19 protein-coding genes are annotated in these 14284 nt (G+C 65.8%); 15 read left to right on the forward strand and 4 right to left on the reverse strand.

All coding sequences use genetic code 11. The annotated features are described in order from the left end of the window. The first annotated feature begins 71 nt into the window (after window positions 1-71). The 13 genes from AB4850_RS14365 (at window position 72) to AB4850_RS14425 (ending at window position 6877) form a co-directional block, all read left to right on the forward strand. Window positions 72-200, forward strand: coding sequence for a hypothetical protein (locus tag AB4850_RS14365; protein WP_414440476.1), 129 nt, complete (start codon window positions 72-74; stop codon window positions 198-200). Between the two features lie 8 nt (window positions 201-208). Next, a complete protein-coding gene (locus tag AB4850_RS14370) occupies window positions 209-442 on the forward strand; it encodes a hypothetical protein (protein ID WP_414440477.1) in 234 nt (77 codons plus the stop codon). After that, window positions 439-567: a hypothetical protein gene (locus AB4850_RS14375; protein ID WP_414440478.1), complete on the forward strand. Its 129-nt coding sequence runs from the start codon at window positions 439-441 to the stop codon at window positions 565-567. The genes AB4850_RS14370 and AB4850_RS14375 overlap by 4 nt, the downstream gene beginning before the upstream one ends. A 7-nt stretch (window positions 568-574) precedes the next feature. Continuing rightward, window positions 575-775 carry a hypothetical protein gene (locus AB4850_RS14380; RefSeq protein WP_414440479.1) on the forward strand — a complete coding sequence of 67 codons (201 nt, stop codon included), beginning with the start codon at window positions 575-577 and terminating at the stop codon, window positions 773-775. Between the two features lie 324 nt (window positions 776-1099). Beyond that, the gene (locus AB4850_RS14385; protein ID WP_414440480.1) at window positions 1100-1660 is read left to right on the forward strand and encodes a PRTRC system protein E; all 561 of its coding nucleotides are present in this window, start codon (window positions 1100-1102) and stop codon (window positions 1658-1660) included. An 18-nt stretch (window positions 1661-1678) separates the two neighbouring features. Further along, a complete protein-coding gene (locus AB4850_RS14390; RefSeq protein ID WP_414440481.1) occupies window positions 1679-2065 on the forward strand; it encodes a PRTRC system protein C in 387 nt (128 codons plus the stop codon). After that, window positions 2062-3135: a PRTRC system protein F gene (locus AB4850_RS14395; RefSeq protein ID WP_414440482.1), complete on the forward strand. Its 1074-nt coding sequence runs from the start codon at window positions 2062-2064 to the stop codon at window positions 3133-3135. Before AB4850_RS14390 ends, AB4850_RS14395 begins: the two co-directional genes overlap by 4 nt. Then, window positions 3132-3845 (forward strand): PRTRC system protein B, encoded by a 714-nt coding sequence (locus AB4850_RS14400; RefSeq protein ID WP_414440483.1) that lies wholly within the window; start codon window positions 3132-3134, stop codon window positions 3843-3845. The genes AB4850_RS14395 and AB4850_RS14400 overlap by 4 nt, the downstream gene beginning before the upstream one ends. Window positions 3846-3850: 5 nt before the next feature. Beyond that, window positions 3851-4651, forward strand: a complete 801-nt coding sequence (locus AB4850_RS14405) for a PRTRC system protein A (protein ID WP_414440484.1) — start codon at window positions 3851-3853, stop codon at window positions 4649-4651. A gap of 71 nt (window positions 4652-4722) precedes the next feature. Next, window positions 4723-5028, forward strand: a complete 306-nt coding sequence (locus AB4850_RS14410) for a hypothetical protein (RefSeq protein ID WP_414440485.1) — start codon at window positions 4723-4725, stop codon at window positions 5026-5028. Further along, window positions 5028-5768 (forward strand): PRTRC system ThiF family protein, encoded by a 741-nt coding sequence (locus tag AB4850_RS14415; protein ID WP_414440486.1) that lies wholly within the window; start codon window positions 5028-5030, stop codon window positions 5766-5768. The genes AB4850_RS14410 and AB4850_RS14415 overlap by 1 nt, the downstream gene beginning before the upstream one ends. Before the next feature lie 8 nt (window positions 5769-5776). Further along, a complete protein-coding gene (locus AB4850_RS14420; RefSeq protein ID WP_414440487.1) occupies window positions 5777-5977 on the forward strand; it encodes a hypothetical protein in 201 nt (66 codons plus the stop codon). Window positions 5978-5995: 18 nt separating this feature from the next. Next, window positions 5996-6877, forward strand: coding sequence for a hypothetical protein (locus AB4850_RS14425; RefSeq protein ID WP_414440488.1), 882 nt, complete (start codon window positions 5996-5998; stop codon window positions 6875-6877). A 386-nt stretch (window positions 6878-7263) separates the two neighbouring features. Here AB4850_RS14425 and AB4850_RS14430 read toward each other — a convergent pair whose 3' ends face one another. Beyond that, window positions 7264-7455: a hypothetical protein gene (locus tag AB4850_RS14430; protein WP_414440489.1), complete on the reverse strand. Its 192-nt coding sequence runs from the start codon at window positions 7453-7455 to the stop codon at window positions 7264-7266. A gap of 171 nt (window positions 7456-7626) precedes the next feature. Here AB4850_RS14430 and AB4850_RS14435 point away from each other — a divergent pair, with 171 nt between their 5' ends. Next, window positions 7627-7932 (forward strand): hypothetical protein, encoded by a 306-nt coding sequence (locus AB4850_RS14435; RefSeq protein ID WP_414440490.1) that lies wholly within the window; start codon window positions 7627-7629, stop codon window positions 7930-7932. On the opposite strand, the gene AB4850_RS14440 is transcribed toward AB4850_RS14435, so the two are convergent. Continuing rightward, window positions 7929-8939 carry a tyrosine-type recombinase/integrase gene (locus tag AB4850_RS14440; RefSeq protein ID WP_414440491.1) on the reverse strand — a complete coding sequence of 337 codons (1011 nt, stop codon included), beginning with the start codon at window positions 8937-8939 and terminating at the stop codon, window positions 7929-7931. The two genes, AB4850_RS14435 and AB4850_RS14440, sit on opposite strands and share 4 nt — an antisense overlap. Window positions 8940-9163: 224 nt before the next feature. Between AB4850_RS14440 and AB4850_RS14445 the strand changes: the two genes are divergently transcribed. Beyond that, window positions 9164-12496, forward strand: a complete 3333-nt coding sequence (locus tag AB4850_RS14445) for a heavy metal translocating P-type ATPase (protein WP_414440492.1) — start codon at window positions 9164-9166, stop codon at window positions 12494-12496. Window positions 12497-12640: 144 nt separating this feature from the next. On the opposite strand, the gene AB4850_RS14450 is transcribed toward AB4850_RS14445, so the two are convergent. Next, window positions 12641-12796, reverse strand: a complete 156-nt coding sequence (locus AB4850_RS14450; protein ID WP_414440493.1) for a hypothetical protein — start codon at window positions 12794-12796, stop codon at window positions 12641-12643. 207 nt (window positions 12797-13003) lie between these two features. Then, a complete protein-coding gene (locus AB4850_RS14455; protein WP_414440494.1) occupies window positions 13004-14101 on the reverse strand; it encodes a hypothetical protein in 1098 nt (365 codons plus the stop codon). Between the last annotated feature and the right edge of the window lie 183 nt (window positions 14102-14284).

The following is a 14284-nucleotide window of genomic DNA, read 5'->3' on the forward strand; positions in this document are numbered from 1 at the left end:
GCACCATCGTTCGCGTTACGCTACCATCCGCCTCACTTAGTCGGCGTCTGACGCCATGTGAGGTGAACGAAATGCATGCACTGAATAAGCACTGGCTGCGCGCCGCGCACCTTCTGGCGCGCCGCGACTGGCATCCGTTAGTCGGCCTGCTCGGCCTCTACCTCATCGCCAGCGCTATCGCGCCGGCCTACGGCATTTGAGGTGCGCGATGACAAACGTCCGTAGCGCAAAACAGCTCGAGGCCGCGTTTATCGAATGCCTCGAGGTTGCCGCCCAACCAGCCAATCCCGACGACTTCTCTGGCCGGCCCCAGCGTGACTTTATTTGCGCGATGTCCGGCGCACTACGCGGGCGCGGACTCTCGGATCTCGCCGACAAGCTGGCGATCGCTGCCGATATGGCCCATCTCTGCCGCGACACTTCTCCGAAGGTGGCTGCATGAACGCGCCGATGCCCCTCTGGAAAATCGTCCTGCTTTGGCTCGGCGTCGGCATTGCCTGCGTCATCTGGACGATGGACGACGAGCCGGCGCCAGCGGCGCCGATCATCGCGACGCGCGATGCGTGAGGCCGCCATGCAGAAATCGACCGTTCCACTTCACCTGCTGCGCGTCGAGTGGCAGTTGCTGCGCATGCGCGGCAGCTTCGACGAGGCCGTCAAGCGCGACAGCGTGCGCCGCACGCTCGAATCGTCGCATCGCGCCCGCGAGAATCGCGAGCGCGCGCGCGGCCGCTTCGACATCAAGCGCATGCAGGCCGGCGACGCCGAGGACTGACCGATGCCTCGCTGCCATGTTCGTTGCCGCCACTGCACGCGGCGCCGTTGCCTGCCCCGCCATCCCGATCGATACGAACGCCTACCGGCCTGCACCGCGTGCGGTAGGCGTTCGTATCGCGTCGACAAATGGATGAACAACCGGAACGCGGGACGCATGCGCTGCTTTGGCTGCTCTGGCTACTGGTTCCCCCATCGTCGCGGATCTTTGTATTGCTGGCATCGGGCCGACGGCACCGGCCGATACCCGGGCGATCCCGATTTTGCTGATCGCAATTACGACGGCCTCGCGGCCTGACACACCACCACCATAAGGGGTTTTCGCATGTCACTGTTTCAGTCTTTGCATGAGCTGGCGCTCGTCGCGCCGCTCAATATCCTGATCTCCGACGAAGGCGGCGGCCAGCTGCGCGTCAACGTCACGCCGCAACCGACGAAGAAAGAGCAAAAGCTCTGGCCGCTTTCGGTCGCAGGCACGCCGGCGGAACTCGACGAGCAGTTCGCCGAAGCGGTCGCCGTGTATCAACCGGGCGCGCTGTCTGTTCTCGACCAAGCCCGCGCATGCGCATCGGCCAACAACGCCAGCGGCAAGGCCGCCGAACTGACCGCACCGAAGGCCGACGCAGCCGGGGCTGCAGAAAAGCGCGGCCGCGGCCGGCCGCCGAAGAACAAGGCCACCGACGCAGGCGCCGGCAGCAGCGACGCAGGCCAAGAGCCGCAAGCGGACCCGCGCCAGACGTCCATCCTCGACGACAACGCCAGCGCAGGCCCGGTAGCCGCCGACGCACCGACCGCCGACGCGCCCGCGCTTGCAGCAGCACCGGCGCCGGTCGAAGCCGCCCCGATCGCGCCGGCCGCAGCCGACGACGGCGTCGACATGTACTGATCGCACGGAGCCAACATCATGGAAATCCAAGCTCTCGCGCGCGAATTCATCTACAACGGCGCCAAGCTCGCCGACCCGGCGCCGGCATTCACGCTGCAGCAGGTCCGCGACTTCTACTCGCAGACCTACCCGGAACTGACCAACGCCGAAATCGAAGGCCCGACCGTCAAGGGAAACCGCAACGTCTATACCTTCCGGCGCGCCGTCGGCACGAAAGGCCTGACGCTGCGCGAAATGAGCAAGCGACTGCGCACCAACACGCTGACGCAGGCCCAACGGCTGCCGACTCAGATCGGCAAGTACGACGCCGCCCTCGCATTCAGCGTGGCGCGTGTCGCATCGAACAACGACAACACGGCCGAACGCCTGCGCCTGCCGTCATCCCAGGTTCCGCTGCTGCCATGATCGCCGCCCCGCTCACCCTGCCCCGCATCGCGCCCGACGTGCCGACGCGCTACACGCTCGGCGACGACGCAGATTTCATGCGCCGGTTGTCGCTGGCTCTGTTGCGCGGTCGCCAGTTGACCGAAGCCGACGCCGCAAAGCTCGACGACTCGTCGACCGAGAGCGACTTGGCCTTGAAGGCGCTGCCGCGAATCTGGAAAGAGATCACCAGCGATATTGGCCCGTTCGACTGGTGCCTTGCGATCAGCGACGAAGGTAAAAACGGATGCCGCCCGCAGAACACCGCGCTCGTACGCATCGTCACGGAACAAGGGGCAGGAAGCGGCCCGATCCGATTTATTGGCTCGGGAATTCGACGCCTCGAATCGATCCAGCAAGGCCTCGGGCAAACGGTGCTCGCCGTCCTGTACGAAGTTTGTCACCACTACATGCCGTCCGTGTGCACGCCGCACGAGGCAATGGGGCTGGCCGAGTACATCTACTGGCACGGCAACTACGACGAAGTCGCAGCAATCGAGGAACTTCGCGACGCTCACCACGAGCCGGGCCAGCCGGTGCTGCCCGATGAGGAGTTTCTCGCGCACATCGACGTTCCGCGGCGTGCCGATTTCTTTGCGAGCGCCCCCGCGTGGGCGGTGAAGCCCGAGCGCACGCTCGACGCGCGCGAGGTGCGCCGGCATTACGACACGAACCTACAAGCGTGGGCGGCCATCGACGCGTGCGACGAGATCCACCGAATCATCACCACCAGCGGCCCTTTCGCGCGCGTCGATCTGAAAGACACCAGCGAATACTGCCTCGACTATTCCCTGATTCTCGCTTGGGACAAAGGGGACAACTTGGGGCGGATTCTCGACGACTTCTGGCAAGGCGAAATGCAGTGCGGCGACCCCGAGTCGTGCACGGCGCTTCACATCTCCACCGACGGCCGCGCGCTCGGTAGTTGGCTTGATCGCATGCGCAATACGGCGAAGCTCGCCAAAGCCGTTTCGCATTTGGTCACGCTGATCTCGACGCACGACGGGTCAGATATCGACGGCGAACCCGTCAAGGTACAGGTGCGCGTATGAGCCGCGTCGATGTTTATGGGAACGGCGACGTGTCGCTCGACCTACATTCCGCCCTGCTCATCTACAAGAATGCGCACGACAACCAGGTCTATGTCACGAGCCACTCGGCCCGCGTGGTCGATGGCGCACCGACGCTGATGGCCGGCACGCCGATCACGCGCGCGCAACTGGCCGATTTCGTCGCCGTTGCATCGAAACAAGTCGGGCACGAGGGTTTCATCCACGAGCGCGCGATCTTTACCGCGCCCGGTGTCGTCGCCTGGTGGACGCCGGCCGCACAGCGGCAGGTTTGGTTTTCCGCCGATGCGCCGATAGGCGAACGCTCAGCGGCCACGCACCACCCTGCGCTGCTATTCGTCGCGCGAGGCGAGTCTCGCTACGTTTTCGCGCTCGCGGAAAACCGCAGGCCAACGCCCGACACGCCTGTCTATCAAGCGCCGTACTTCAACGTCAGCGCCGACGGCAGTATTTGCACCGGCAACGTGGACATTGCAGCCAATCCGACGCCGACTGACATCGAGCGGTACGAAGCCGATGAGTTTTTCCGCAGCAGATTCACCCACGCGAACGCCCCGAAGCTGATCAACGGAGGCAGCGCGGCTGACCTCTGGGTCGAGTTGCTTGACGGCGCGCAATTTCCCACCGAGCGGCTGATCAGAACCGAAATGAACGTCGCCGCCACCATCAAAAAAATCACGCAACGGAGTTAATCGTCATGAGCAGAATCGAAACCATCAAAAACGAATTCGAGACCGCAACCGGTGCAGTGCTCGAGCAGCTCGGTAAAGCGCTGTCGACATTCACGCGCGCCGTCGCCGACGAAGTCACGGCAGGCCAGCAGCGCGCGATTGCCGCGCGGGCCGACGACGAGAACATCGCGCTCGACAACGCGCTGTTCGACAGCGCGCCGGTAGCGGCCGTGCCGCGCCACGCCGAATTTGCCCCGCTGCTCGACGTCGGCCACCGCTTCCTGCTCGCGGCCGAAGGCCTGTTCGTCGAGATCCGCCGGCCGTGGCTGCACCTCATCCAGCAGATCACGCCGCTCGACAGCGCCGGCCCGCGCCCGCCCTACGGTTCGATCGAGCCGAAAATTGAATTCGCGTTCGGACGCCTCGGCGCGGCCGCCGCGCACTTCCGCCAGTTCGCCGACGAGTCGGCCGCCGCAATGCCGAATGAGCATGCCGCCTGCCTGATCTGGAACAGCACGAGCAACGAACTGACGTACCGTTCGGTCGAGGTAATCCGCTCGTCGCCGACCGAGATCACGATCAACCGCCCGACGCTCGCCGACGACGAAAGCCTCGCGATGGATCTGCACAGTCACGGCGCCGGCCCGGCGGGATTCAGCGCGCAGGACGATCTGGACGACGCCGGCGAGGTGAAGATCGCCGGCGTGATCGGCGGCATCGGCACTGGCACGCCGAGCGTCGCGTTCCGCCTTTGCGCCCTCGGCAAGGCGATCACGCTGCGCGTTCCCGTCGAGGCGTTTTTCGCCAAACAGGAGACCGCAGCGTGAACCTGATTGAAATTCTCGAACTTGCCGCACGCGCGGCTGGATGGGAATCGCGCCGGCACAAGGTGCGCGACGTGACCGGCCTGTTTGTTCGCACGCACGTCGGCGCCGACTGGCAGTCGTTTGACCCGATGAAATCGAAGGCCGACGCATTCGATTTGGCGGCCGCCGCGCGCATCGATACGACCCACCACGCCGACTATGTCGCGGCCTACGCTGGCGCCGGCGCGTTCCGTCAGTTCTCGCACGACAGCATCGACGCGCGGGACACGCCGGCGGCGGCAAAGTCGGAGCGCGAGCGCGCGACGTGCCGAGCAATTACCGAATGCGCTGCGCAGATCGGCCGCGACGTCGGCGCGCCGTGGTGGAGAACGCTTTGATGAAACAGCACAACACGCCCGCCCGATTCATGGGCGACCGCCGCGTGCGCGTGACGCTGATCGGATGCGGAGGCACCGGCTCGCAGATGCTGAGCGGCCTGGCCCGGCTAAATCACGCGCTCGTCGAGCTTGGCCACGCCGGCCTGCACGTTACCGCCTTCGACGCGGACACCGTCAGCAGCGCGAACGTCGGCCGCCAAATGTTCAGCCCTGCCGACGTCGGTCAACACAAAAGCGTCGTGCTCACACACCGCGTGAATGCTTTCTTCGGACTCGACTGGACCGGCCGGCCGGTGCACGCCGGCCCGGACCAGCTGATCCGAGGCGGCCCCGATCTGGCGATTATGTGCGTTGACAGCGCGGCCGCCCGCGCGAAGCTCGAGCCGACGCTGGCGGCGTCGAATTGTTATGTGATGGATCTCGGCAACCGCGCGAGCGACGCGCAGGTGCTGCTCGGCGCGCACAAGAAAGTCAGCGGGAATTCCCGCGACGGCGGCAGCACGCCGCTGCGCTGGCCGTATGACGTGTTGCCCGAGCTGATCGACACGACGATTCCCGAGGACGACACGCCGAGCTGCAGCCTCGCCGAAGCTCTCGAAAAGCAGGAGCTGTTTATCAATCAGGCCGTCGTCACGCAGGGCCTGGCCATCCTCTGGGAATTCTTCCGGCACGCCCGCCTGACGTGGTGTGGTGCGTTCATCAACCTGAAGACCGGCAACGTGCGGCCGGTAGCCGTTTAGGCGGAGCTATGTGCCAGCAGATCTACGCGAAGATAAAACGAAATAGTAAGTACTACGGACAATCGAAACCCGGAGAGCGCTTTCCCGTTCACATTCAGCATCAAGGCGGCTGGGAGTACGTGGTGTACGGCAACAACAACACCTACCGGCTGGCCGATGTGAATCTCTTTGTCGTCGGCGACGACAACGTCGAACTGCGTATCTCGTAATTAAAGGCGATATCTGAAATGACCGACAAAACCAACACGCCCAGCCGGCTGCTGAACATCGGCCCGCACGCGACCGCACCGACCCCTGCCGGCCCCTTGAACGGCATCCCAGCGACACCTTGTCATGACGAAGGCGCTATCGCTCGTTGCTCTTACTGCGGCCGCTATTCAATCGATCCCAGCACGCTGCGCGGTCGATCGCCGCAATGCGAATGCGGAGAAAGAGACGGATGGTGCGGTAGCTTCGTGAAGCCCGGGCCGGATGCAAAGTGGAGCGGCGCTGCGCCGGCCGCGGCCGACCAGCAGGCGGCCGCCCTCGTGCCAGCGAGCTATGGGGCACCCCTGAGGCGCGCGATGGATTTGCTCGATAGGAAGCTCGGCGACACCGATCCGAATACCGAAGGATTGGATGAAGAGGAGATCGAGCGGACCTATCCGGTGTTCGCTGCGATGCGCATCATCGTTGCACTACACGACGAGGCGTCGCAGGCCGCCGCACCGGCCGAGGCGCGCGAGCCGTTCCAGGCATGCGTCCAGCCGTGGATGCTCGAATGCTTCGGGCCGGTGATCGCGGCCGATCGCATCGAGCGCAATCACCGGTTCCTCGAAGAAGCGCTCGAACTGGCGCAGGCGCTGGGCTGCACGGCCAGCGAAGCCCACCAGCTCGTCAACTACACCTTCGGCAGACCCATCGGCGAGCCGGCGCAGGAAGTCGGCGGCGTCATGGTCACGCTGGCGGCCCTGTGCCTCGCGAGTGGGCTGGACATGCACCAGGCCGGCGAAACCGAACTGACCCGGATCAGCGAGCCGGCGATGGTGCTCAAGATCCGCGCGAAGCAGGCGGCCAAGCCGAAGCACTCGCCGTTGCCGCAGGGAGTGCCGGCGCGCACGCCCTACTAATGGTGCGACACCGGTCCGCTGTAGACGGATGAAGGGGGCGAGGCATGAAAAAGCCAAGCAATGCTGCCGTCGCCAACGAGAACGTAGGTCGCCTCGCGTCGATCGGGCTGAGCGCCCTCGCCGACAGCCTCGCTGCGGATCGTGCGGAATGGATAGGAAGGCCGGCGCGGCCATTCGAACATCACAGCCAACGACGTCGGACGAGCGGGCAGAAACGTTCGATGACTGGTTCGAGCTACGTATCGCCAGGAAGGCGATCAGATCTTCTGCCAAGTCGGCTTTCCCGCGGAGAAGTGGGAAGCCGTGAGAGCGGCGATCGATGCACCGATCGCCTATCGGGAAAATCCCGCATCCGGAGACGCGGAACGACCGTCGCAATAGAAGGGTTACTTATTGAGTATTAGCGTTTGATAGTTCGTCGCGATGATCTTTGCGACTTCAACGTCGAGGTCAGCTCCGCCTTGCGGATGAATCTGTTTAACGATCTGCTTGGCGAGATCGAGGTGAAGCAGCGTCAGCGATGCGGCTTGATCCGAGCGCTGCACTCGACCGGGCCCTGCCTCTTTTTGAATAGCCATTTATAACCCCTTTTTTGTATGTGGACGGCAACGCTATCACACCTAATTCATATCGAAATGACTGCGACGCGAGTTCATTCAAGAAAGTGATTTTGTTATGGAGGTCGGCATGACCGATCAAGGAAAAAGCCCCGCACTAGGCGGGGCGCGCATCACCATGGAGGACTGCCCATGAACATGAGCGAACCGGAACAATTCATCGCCGAGCTGCGCCGCCTGGTCGACGCGCTCGCCCAACCCAGAAAGCTCGAAGAAACCTTATGGAGCACCGAGCAAATCGCAAAGTGGTTCGGCTTGTCGAAGCAGACAGTTGAGCTTCGTGTCGTAACGCGCCCAGATTTCCCCCCGGGCGTTCGCCCCGTCGACACGCCGCAGGCTCAGCGCCGCTGGTTTGCGAGCGACGTCGTCGACTGGGCGCGCCGCAACCGCGGCCACCTACCGACGCCGCGCAAGGGCCGGCCGCGCAAGGCCACCTAATCGAGGCGTGCCGCCAGTTCGGCGGCCGTCTCGTCGTAATAAATCATCAACGATTTCAGATCGCGGTGACCGATCATCTTCGCCAAGGCCAGAACGCTCAGCCGCCTCGATAGGCGCGTCGTCGCTTCGTGTCTCGAGTCGTGGAAATTTAAATCCCCCACCTCCGGAAAGCCCTTCTTGGCCTCGCGGCGAGCCTCCCACCATGCGTGATTCACACTCGACGTCGAGATAGGGAAACATTTCGGCTCGCCGTCGATATTTGGTAGGCGGCGAAGCAACGAAACAGCCTTCGTTGAGAGCGGCACATCCCGGGCATCCCCATTTTTTGATTTCGGGATACGCACGTAACGCTTTTCGAGAAATATATTTGGCCATGTAAGGCCGATAATTTCACCCCGCCGCATGCCTGTCTCGATCGCGAACATAAATGCTATCGCCGTGTAATGCCTTCCGCTGCTTGGAACGCCGTCATCGGTCAGGCCGAGCGCGGCCGCCATGACTTTCACGTCCTCCTCGGACACCCTGCGCGTACGCGAAGGCGGATTCTTTGGCCTCTTCACCCCATGCACGGGATTCGTCGCGATCCATCGCCATTCAGACACGGCCGCCTCGAAAACGGCCGACAGCAAATTTAGATCGCGATTCACGGTCGACGCCTTCACCGATGCCAACCTCTTATCCCGCCACGCCTCTACGTGAGCTGCCTTAATTTTTCTCAGTTGGTCGCCGGCGAAATCCAACTCACTGCGGAGGAATGCTATTCGCTCGACGTTCCAGTCGTGCCCCGCCTTGCCGGGCGAAATCCGTTTAATATATTCGTCGAACGCATCGGACAGCGTCTTGCTAACCTTCGCAATCGAACGTCGCTTGCCGCTGTCGATCTCTGCTTCAACCTTCGTCGCCCAGGCTACGGCCTCCGCCTTTGTGTCGAACGTCGCCGAGTCACGCACCCCGCCCTTAGCCACCTCCGCTCGCCACGTCGAGCCGCGCTTACGATACGTTGCCAATCCCCTCTCCCGTTGGCGTAAATTTGGCGTATGCCTTAGCAAGATTCTGAGGGAATCTGGGGAAATTTGCGAGATAGCGAGCGCCGGGAAAACACCCGGAAGCCTTCCCGGTATTGGCTTTGCGCGATTTTGATGAAGTTTGAAAAAGCCCTTGACTTTCCCATCATGGGAAGCTTGATACTTCGGTCATCGTCGGCTTCGGCCGCGCTTGACCGGATTTCACGATGAACGATCTGTCCCATCCCGCTGCCTTCGACACCACCGAGCTGGGCGTCGAAGGCATGACCTGCGGCGGCTGCGCGCGCCGCGTCGAAAAAGCGCTGGCCGAGGTGCCGGGCGTGCATGCCGCGCAAGTCGATCTGGCGGGCCATTCCGCCACGGTCAGCGCGTCCCCGGATGTCGATGCGGGGCAGTTGGTCGAGGCGGTGGCGGCGGCCGGATATCGGGCGGAGGTGCGGGGGCGGGTGGCGGCTGCGACGCCCGCTGCGGCTGTGGCGCCTCCGGTCACGCTCAACGTGAGCGGCATGACCTGTGGCGGCTGTGCCCGCCGCGTCGAGAAGGCACTCGCACAAGTGCCGGGCGTGGCGCAGGCGAAGGTCGATCTGGCCGCCTCGCAAGCCACGGTCGAACTGGCTCCCGGTGCTGAAACCGATATCCAGGCGCTGATCGACGCCGCAACCACGGCCGGCTATCCGGCGGAACGAATCGCGCCCGCTCCGTTGATGCTTCACGTCAGCGGAATGACTTGCGGCGGCTGTGCCCGCCGCGTCGAGAAGGCGCTCGCGCAAGTGCCGGGCGTGGCTCAGGCGAAGGTCGATCTGGCCGCCTCGCAAGCCACGGTCGAACTGGCTCCCGGTGCGGAAACCGACGTCCAAACGCTGATCGACGCCGCAACCACGGCCGGCTATCCGGCTGAACGCATCGACGCGGTCGGCGCGATCAAGGCAACGCCCGCGATCGAAGCCGACCCACCAAAGCCCGAACCCGCACCGGTTGCCGTCACGTTCGTGCCGATGCCGAAACCGCGTCCGAAGAAGGTCGCGAACATCGCACCGGAAGCCGAAGCACCTTCCACGACGACATTCGAACTCGACATCGGCGGCATGACCTGCGCGTCCTGCTCCAGCCGCGTCGAGAAGGCACTCGCGCAGGTGCCCGGCGTGTCTCGCGCCTCGGTCAACCTCGCGACCGAACGCGCCAGCATCAGCGGCAACGGCTCGCTGTCGGCCGCGCAATTGATCGCCGCCGTTGAAAAAGCCGGCTATCGCGCCACGCCCGACGAAACCGCCGAAGCGGCCTCAAGCACCGCCGCCGCCACACCCCAACCGATCGAACTCGATATCGGCGGCATGACCTGCGCGTCCTGTTCCAGCCGCGTCGAAAACGCGCTCGCGCAAGTGCCCGGCGTGTCCCGCGCCTCGGTCAACCTCGCTACCGAACGCGCCAGCATCAGCGGCAACCCATCGCTGTCGGCCGCGCAACTGATCGCCGCCGTCGAACAGGCCGGCTACCGTGCCTCCGCGACGGCCGCCGCCACGCCAGCCGACGCCCAACCGTCCTCAGCCCCCCGCCCGAGCGGCGAAGCGCGCAAGGCCGCCGAGGCCCGCCGCGACCTGCTCCTGCTGATCGGCTCGGCCGTGCTGACCGCCCCGCTCGTCGCGCCGATGGTCGCGGCGCTGTTCGGCGCGTCGCTGATGCTGCCCGCGCCGCTCGAATTCGTGCTCGCGGCCGTGGTGCAGTTCGGCTTCGGCGCGCGCTTCTATCGCGCCGCGTGGCACGCCGTGCGCGCCCGCGCCGGCAACATGGATCTGCTCGTCGCGCTCGGCACCTCGGCCGCGTTCGGCCTCAGCGTCTGGCAACTGCTGCGCGCGCCGGGCCACACCGAACATCTGTATTTCGAGGCGGCGGCGGTGATCGTCACGCTGGTGCGCTTCGGCAAATGGCTCGAAGCGCGCGCGAAGCGCCAGACCACCGACGCGATCCGCGCCCTGAACGCGCTGCGCCCCGAGCGCGCGCGGCTCGTCGAGCACGGCACGGAACGCGAGGTGCCGCTGGCCGCGCTGCGCGTCGGCTCGCGCGTCGCGGTGCGGCCCGGCGAGCGCTTCCCGGTGGACGGCACGATCGTCGAAGGCGCGTCGCACGTGGACGAATCGCTGATCACGGGTGAAAGCCTGCCGGTCGCCAAATCGGCCGGCGACCGCGTGACGGCCGGCGCGATCAACGCCGAAGGCGCGCTGACGGTGGAAACCACGGCCGTGGGCGCGGAAACCACGCTGTCGCGCATCATCCGCCTGGTCGAATCGGCGCAGGCCGAAAAGGCGCCGATCCAGCGCCTGGTGGATCGCGTCAGCGCCGTGTTCGTGCCGACCATCCTCGCGCTCGCGCTGCTGACGTTCGCCGGCTGGCTGCTGGCCGGTGCGCCGGCCGAAACGGCGATCCTCAACGCCGTGGCGGTACTGGTGATCGCCTGCCCGTGCGCGCTGGGGCTCGCCACGCCGGCCGCGATCATGGCCGGCACCGGCGTGGCCGCGAAGCACGGCGTGCTGATCCAGGACGCGCTCGCGCTCGAACTCGCGCAACGCATCGAGGTGGTGGCGTTCGACAAGACCGGCACGCTGACCGAAGGCAAGCCGTCGGTCACCGCCTTCGAGTCGATCGGCACGGCGCGCGGCGACGCGCTCGCGATCGCCGCGGCGATCCAGCGGCGCAGCGATCATCCGCTGGCGCAAGCGCTGGTCGCGGCGTTCGACGCCGAAACGGCAACCGATCGCGTCGACCACGCCGGCAACGTCAGCGACGCCAAAGCCGTGGCCGGACGCGGCGTCGAAGCGCGCGTCGACGGCACGCGCTATGCGATCGGCAGCGCACGCTGGCTGACGGAACTGGAGATCGACGTGCCGGGCGCGGCCAGCGCCCGCGCCGCCGAACTCGAAGCGGCCGGCAACACGGTGTCGTGGCTGATGCGGCTCGACGCGCCGCGCGCGGCGCTCGCGCTGATCGGTTTCGGCGACACGGTGAAGCCCGGCGCGCGCGACGCGATCGCGCAGCTCCAGGCGCTCGGCATCCGCACGGTGCTGGTGACGGGCGACAACCGCGGCAGCGCGGCGGCCGTCGCGCGCGAACTCGGCATCGACGACGTCCACAGCCAGGTGCTGCCGGACGACAAGGCGCGCGTGATCGGCGAACTGAAGGCGGCCGCGCAGGGCGGCGTGGTGGCGATGGTGGGCGACGGCATCAACGACGCGCCGGCGCTGGCCGCCGCCGACATCGGCATCGCGATGGCTACCGGCACCGACGTGGCGATGAACACGGCCGGCATCACGCTGATGCGCGGCGATCCGGCGCTGGTGGCGGCCGCGATCGACATCTCGCGCCGCACCTATCGCAAGATCCGTCAGAACCTGTTCTGGGCGTTCGTCTACAACTTGGTGGGGGTGCCGCTGGCAGCGGCCGGGCTGCTGAACCCGATGCTCGCGGGCGCGGCGATGGCGTTCTCGAGCGTGAGCGTGGTCACGAACGCGTTGCTGCTGAAGATGTGGAAGGGCGAAGCACGCTGAAACCGGCGCGCCGTCTGGCGCGCACCAATGCCAAGAAGCTCGCGCACCGTCATGCGGCGCGCGAGCTTCTTGGTTTTCAGCGGGACGAATCGTGACGAATCGGGGACACGAATCGAACGTACGGCAGCAGGAATGCGGCGGAAATCAGCGGCGCAGCAGGCCGAAACGCGAGATGTGCGACTTGCGCTGACGCTCGGCTTCCGCGTGGCGGGCAGCGTACGAGTAGTCGCGGTCGAGCGGCAGATGCGGCGAAACGAACAGATCGTCGATCTTTTGAAGCAGGGCGAAGATGAGGGTCATGTGCGGCTCCCGGCTGGGCAGTGGTGATCAGGGTTTTCCCTAGGAACGAATATTAAGGGTTTTCCCCAATCAAATCTAGTGCGCCGCAGCATTCTGTGCGGTAAACGCGACGCGACATGCCGACGCATAGCATGCCGCCCCGAATAAAAAAGCCGGCGCGTCGCAAGACGGCCGGCTTGATCATTTCAGGGTCGAAGCCTGTTGTACCTAGCGAGGGCGGCGTTCGCGGCGCGCCGGTTGCGGACGCGGAGCCACGGCGCTGCGATTGGTCAGGCGCTGTACCTGCACGCCGAGTTCGTCGGCACGCTGCTGCATCGCAGCAAGATTGGCCTGCTGGGTTTCCTGCGAGGAAGTCAGGTGATCGACCCGGCGTTGCAGTGCGTCGGCGTCGCGATGCGCGCTCGACAGCGCCGTCGTCTGCAGGCCCAGCGCCACGATCGCGATCAGCACCACCGCCGCGAGCGCGAGCAGCAGGCGGTTCACGCGACGCATCTCGCGGTCGGCCGCGCGGCGCAGGTCGACGGTTTCGAGCTGCAGCGCGCGCAGGCGATCGGACAGCGGATTCAGTTGCGCGTCGAGATCGATGACAGGGGCCGCCTCGGCCGGCGTGGGCGCGGCTTCGGCGGCGAGGCTCGGGCTCGGATTCACGGCCGATGCCGGCTTGCGAATGGCCTCGCTGACCGGCGCGGGCGTCGCGGGCGTCGCGTCCGCCGCCACGGCCGGCGCGGCCTTGCGCTTCGCCGCGCCCGATTCGGCACGTCGGCCACCACCGCGCTTGGCGGCACCTGCCTTGGCTTGCGCGGCGGTGGTGTCGGGGGCCGAAGCGCCCGACGCCGCAACCACGTCGGCGGCCGCCAAACCCGCCACCGCCTCCTGCACCGCCGCGACCACTTCGGTCACATCGACGGCAGGTTCCGCTTCGTGCGCCATCGCCTCGGCAACGGCATCCGTGTTCGCGATGGCTTGCGCGAGTGCGTCGCTCGTCGTTGACGAGGCTGTTGACGAAGCCGGCACAGCAACCGAAGCCTGCCCCTCCACCGTCGCTGCTTCGGCAGGCAAATCGAAGCCATCGAAGCTGCCTTGCTGCGAACTCTGCGCCAAGGCTTCCACAGCCTCCACGGCGGCCTCGTGCTCGGCGGCCACCGCCACCGCACTCCGAGCCTGCCCGTCATGCGCACCGGGCGGCACCGCGCCGAACAAGTCGATCGCGTGCTCGCCCTGCACATCCGCCACCGCTGCTGCCGTTTCATCCACCGCAGCAGACACGGAAGCCGGCGCCACCGCGCCGTCACCCTCGACACGCAAGGTCGCGCGCGCGGGCGAATCGCCGCTCGCCGCGGCGGCGCTGCGCCGGCGAGCCGGCTTCGTCGCACGGGGAGAGCGGGGGGAACGGGGACGGGATGGCACTCGGGATTCGATCATGGAGCAAGGGCCGCGGACATCGCGATCCGCGCCGCCCCGTCAGACGCGACCACTCGATGTCGATCG

It is taken from the genome of Burkholderia sp. 22PA0106, from assembly GCF_047497155.1.
Taxonomy (GTDB): domain Bacteria; phylum Pseudomonadota; class Gammaproteobacteria; order Burkholderiales; family Burkholderiaceae; genus Burkholderia.

Coding starts and splice junctions, on each gene's coding strand:
- AB4850_RS14365 (WP_414440476.1), top strand. CDS start 72: ATGCATGCACTGAATAAGCACTGGCTGCGCGCCGCGCACCTTCTGGCG.
- AB4850_RS14370 (WP_414440477.1), top strand. CDS start 209: ATGACAAACGTCCGTAGCGCAAAACAGCTCGAGGCCGCGTTTATCGAA.
- AB4850_RS14375 (WP_414440478.1), top strand. CDS start 439: ATGAACGCGCCGATGCCCCTCTGGAAAATCGTCCTGCTTTGGCTCGGC.
- AB4850_RS14380 (WP_414440479.1), top strand. CDS start 575: ATGCAGAAATCGACCGTTCCACTTCACCTGCTGCGCGTCGAGTGGCAG.
- AB4850_RS14385 (WP_414440480.1), top strand. CDS start 1,100: ATGTCACTGTTTCAGTCTTTGCATGAGCTGGCGCTCGTCGCGCCGCTC.
- AB4850_RS14390 (WP_414440481.1), top strand. CDS start 1,679: ATGGAAATCCAAGCTCTCGCGCGCGAATTCATCTACAACGGCGCCAAG.
- AB4850_RS14395 (WP_414440482.1), top strand. CDS start 2,062: ATGATCGCCGCCCCGCTCACCCTGCCCCGCATCGCGCCCGACGTGCCG.
- AB4850_RS14400 (WP_414440483.1), top strand. CDS start 3,132: ATGAGCCGCGTCGATGTTTATGGGAACGGCGACGTGTCGCTCGACCTA.
- AB4850_RS14405 (WP_414440484.1), top strand. CDS start 3,851: ATGAGCAGAATCGAAACCATCAAAAACGAATTCGAGACCGCAACCGGT.
- AB4850_RS14415 (WP_414440486.1), top strand. CDS start 5,028: ATGAAACAGCACAACACGCCCGCCCGATTCATGGGCGACCGCCGCGTG.
- AB4850_RS14420 (WP_414440487.1), top strand. CDS start 5,777: ATGTGCCAGCAGATCTACGCGAAGATAAAACGAAATAGTAAGTACTAC.
- AB4850_RS14425 (WP_414440488.1), top strand. CDS start 5,996: ATGACCGACAAAACCAACACGCCCAGCCGGCTGCTGAACATCGGCCCG.
- AB4850_RS14430 (WP_414440489.1), bottom strand. CDS start 7,455: ATGGCTATTCAAAAAGAGGCAGGGCCCGGTCGAGTGCAGCGCTCGGAT.
- AB4850_RS14435 (WP_414440490.1), top strand. CDS start 7,627: ATGAACATGAGCGAACCGGAACAATTCATCGCCGAGCTGCGCCGCCTG.
- AB4850_RS14445 (WP_414440492.1), top strand. CDS start 9,164: ATGAACGATCTGTCCCATCCCGCTGCCTTCGACACCACCGAGCTGGGC.
- AB4850_RS14450 (WP_414440493.1), bottom strand. CDS start 12,796: ATGACCCTCATCTTCGCCCTGCTTCAAAAGATCGACGATCTGTTCGTT.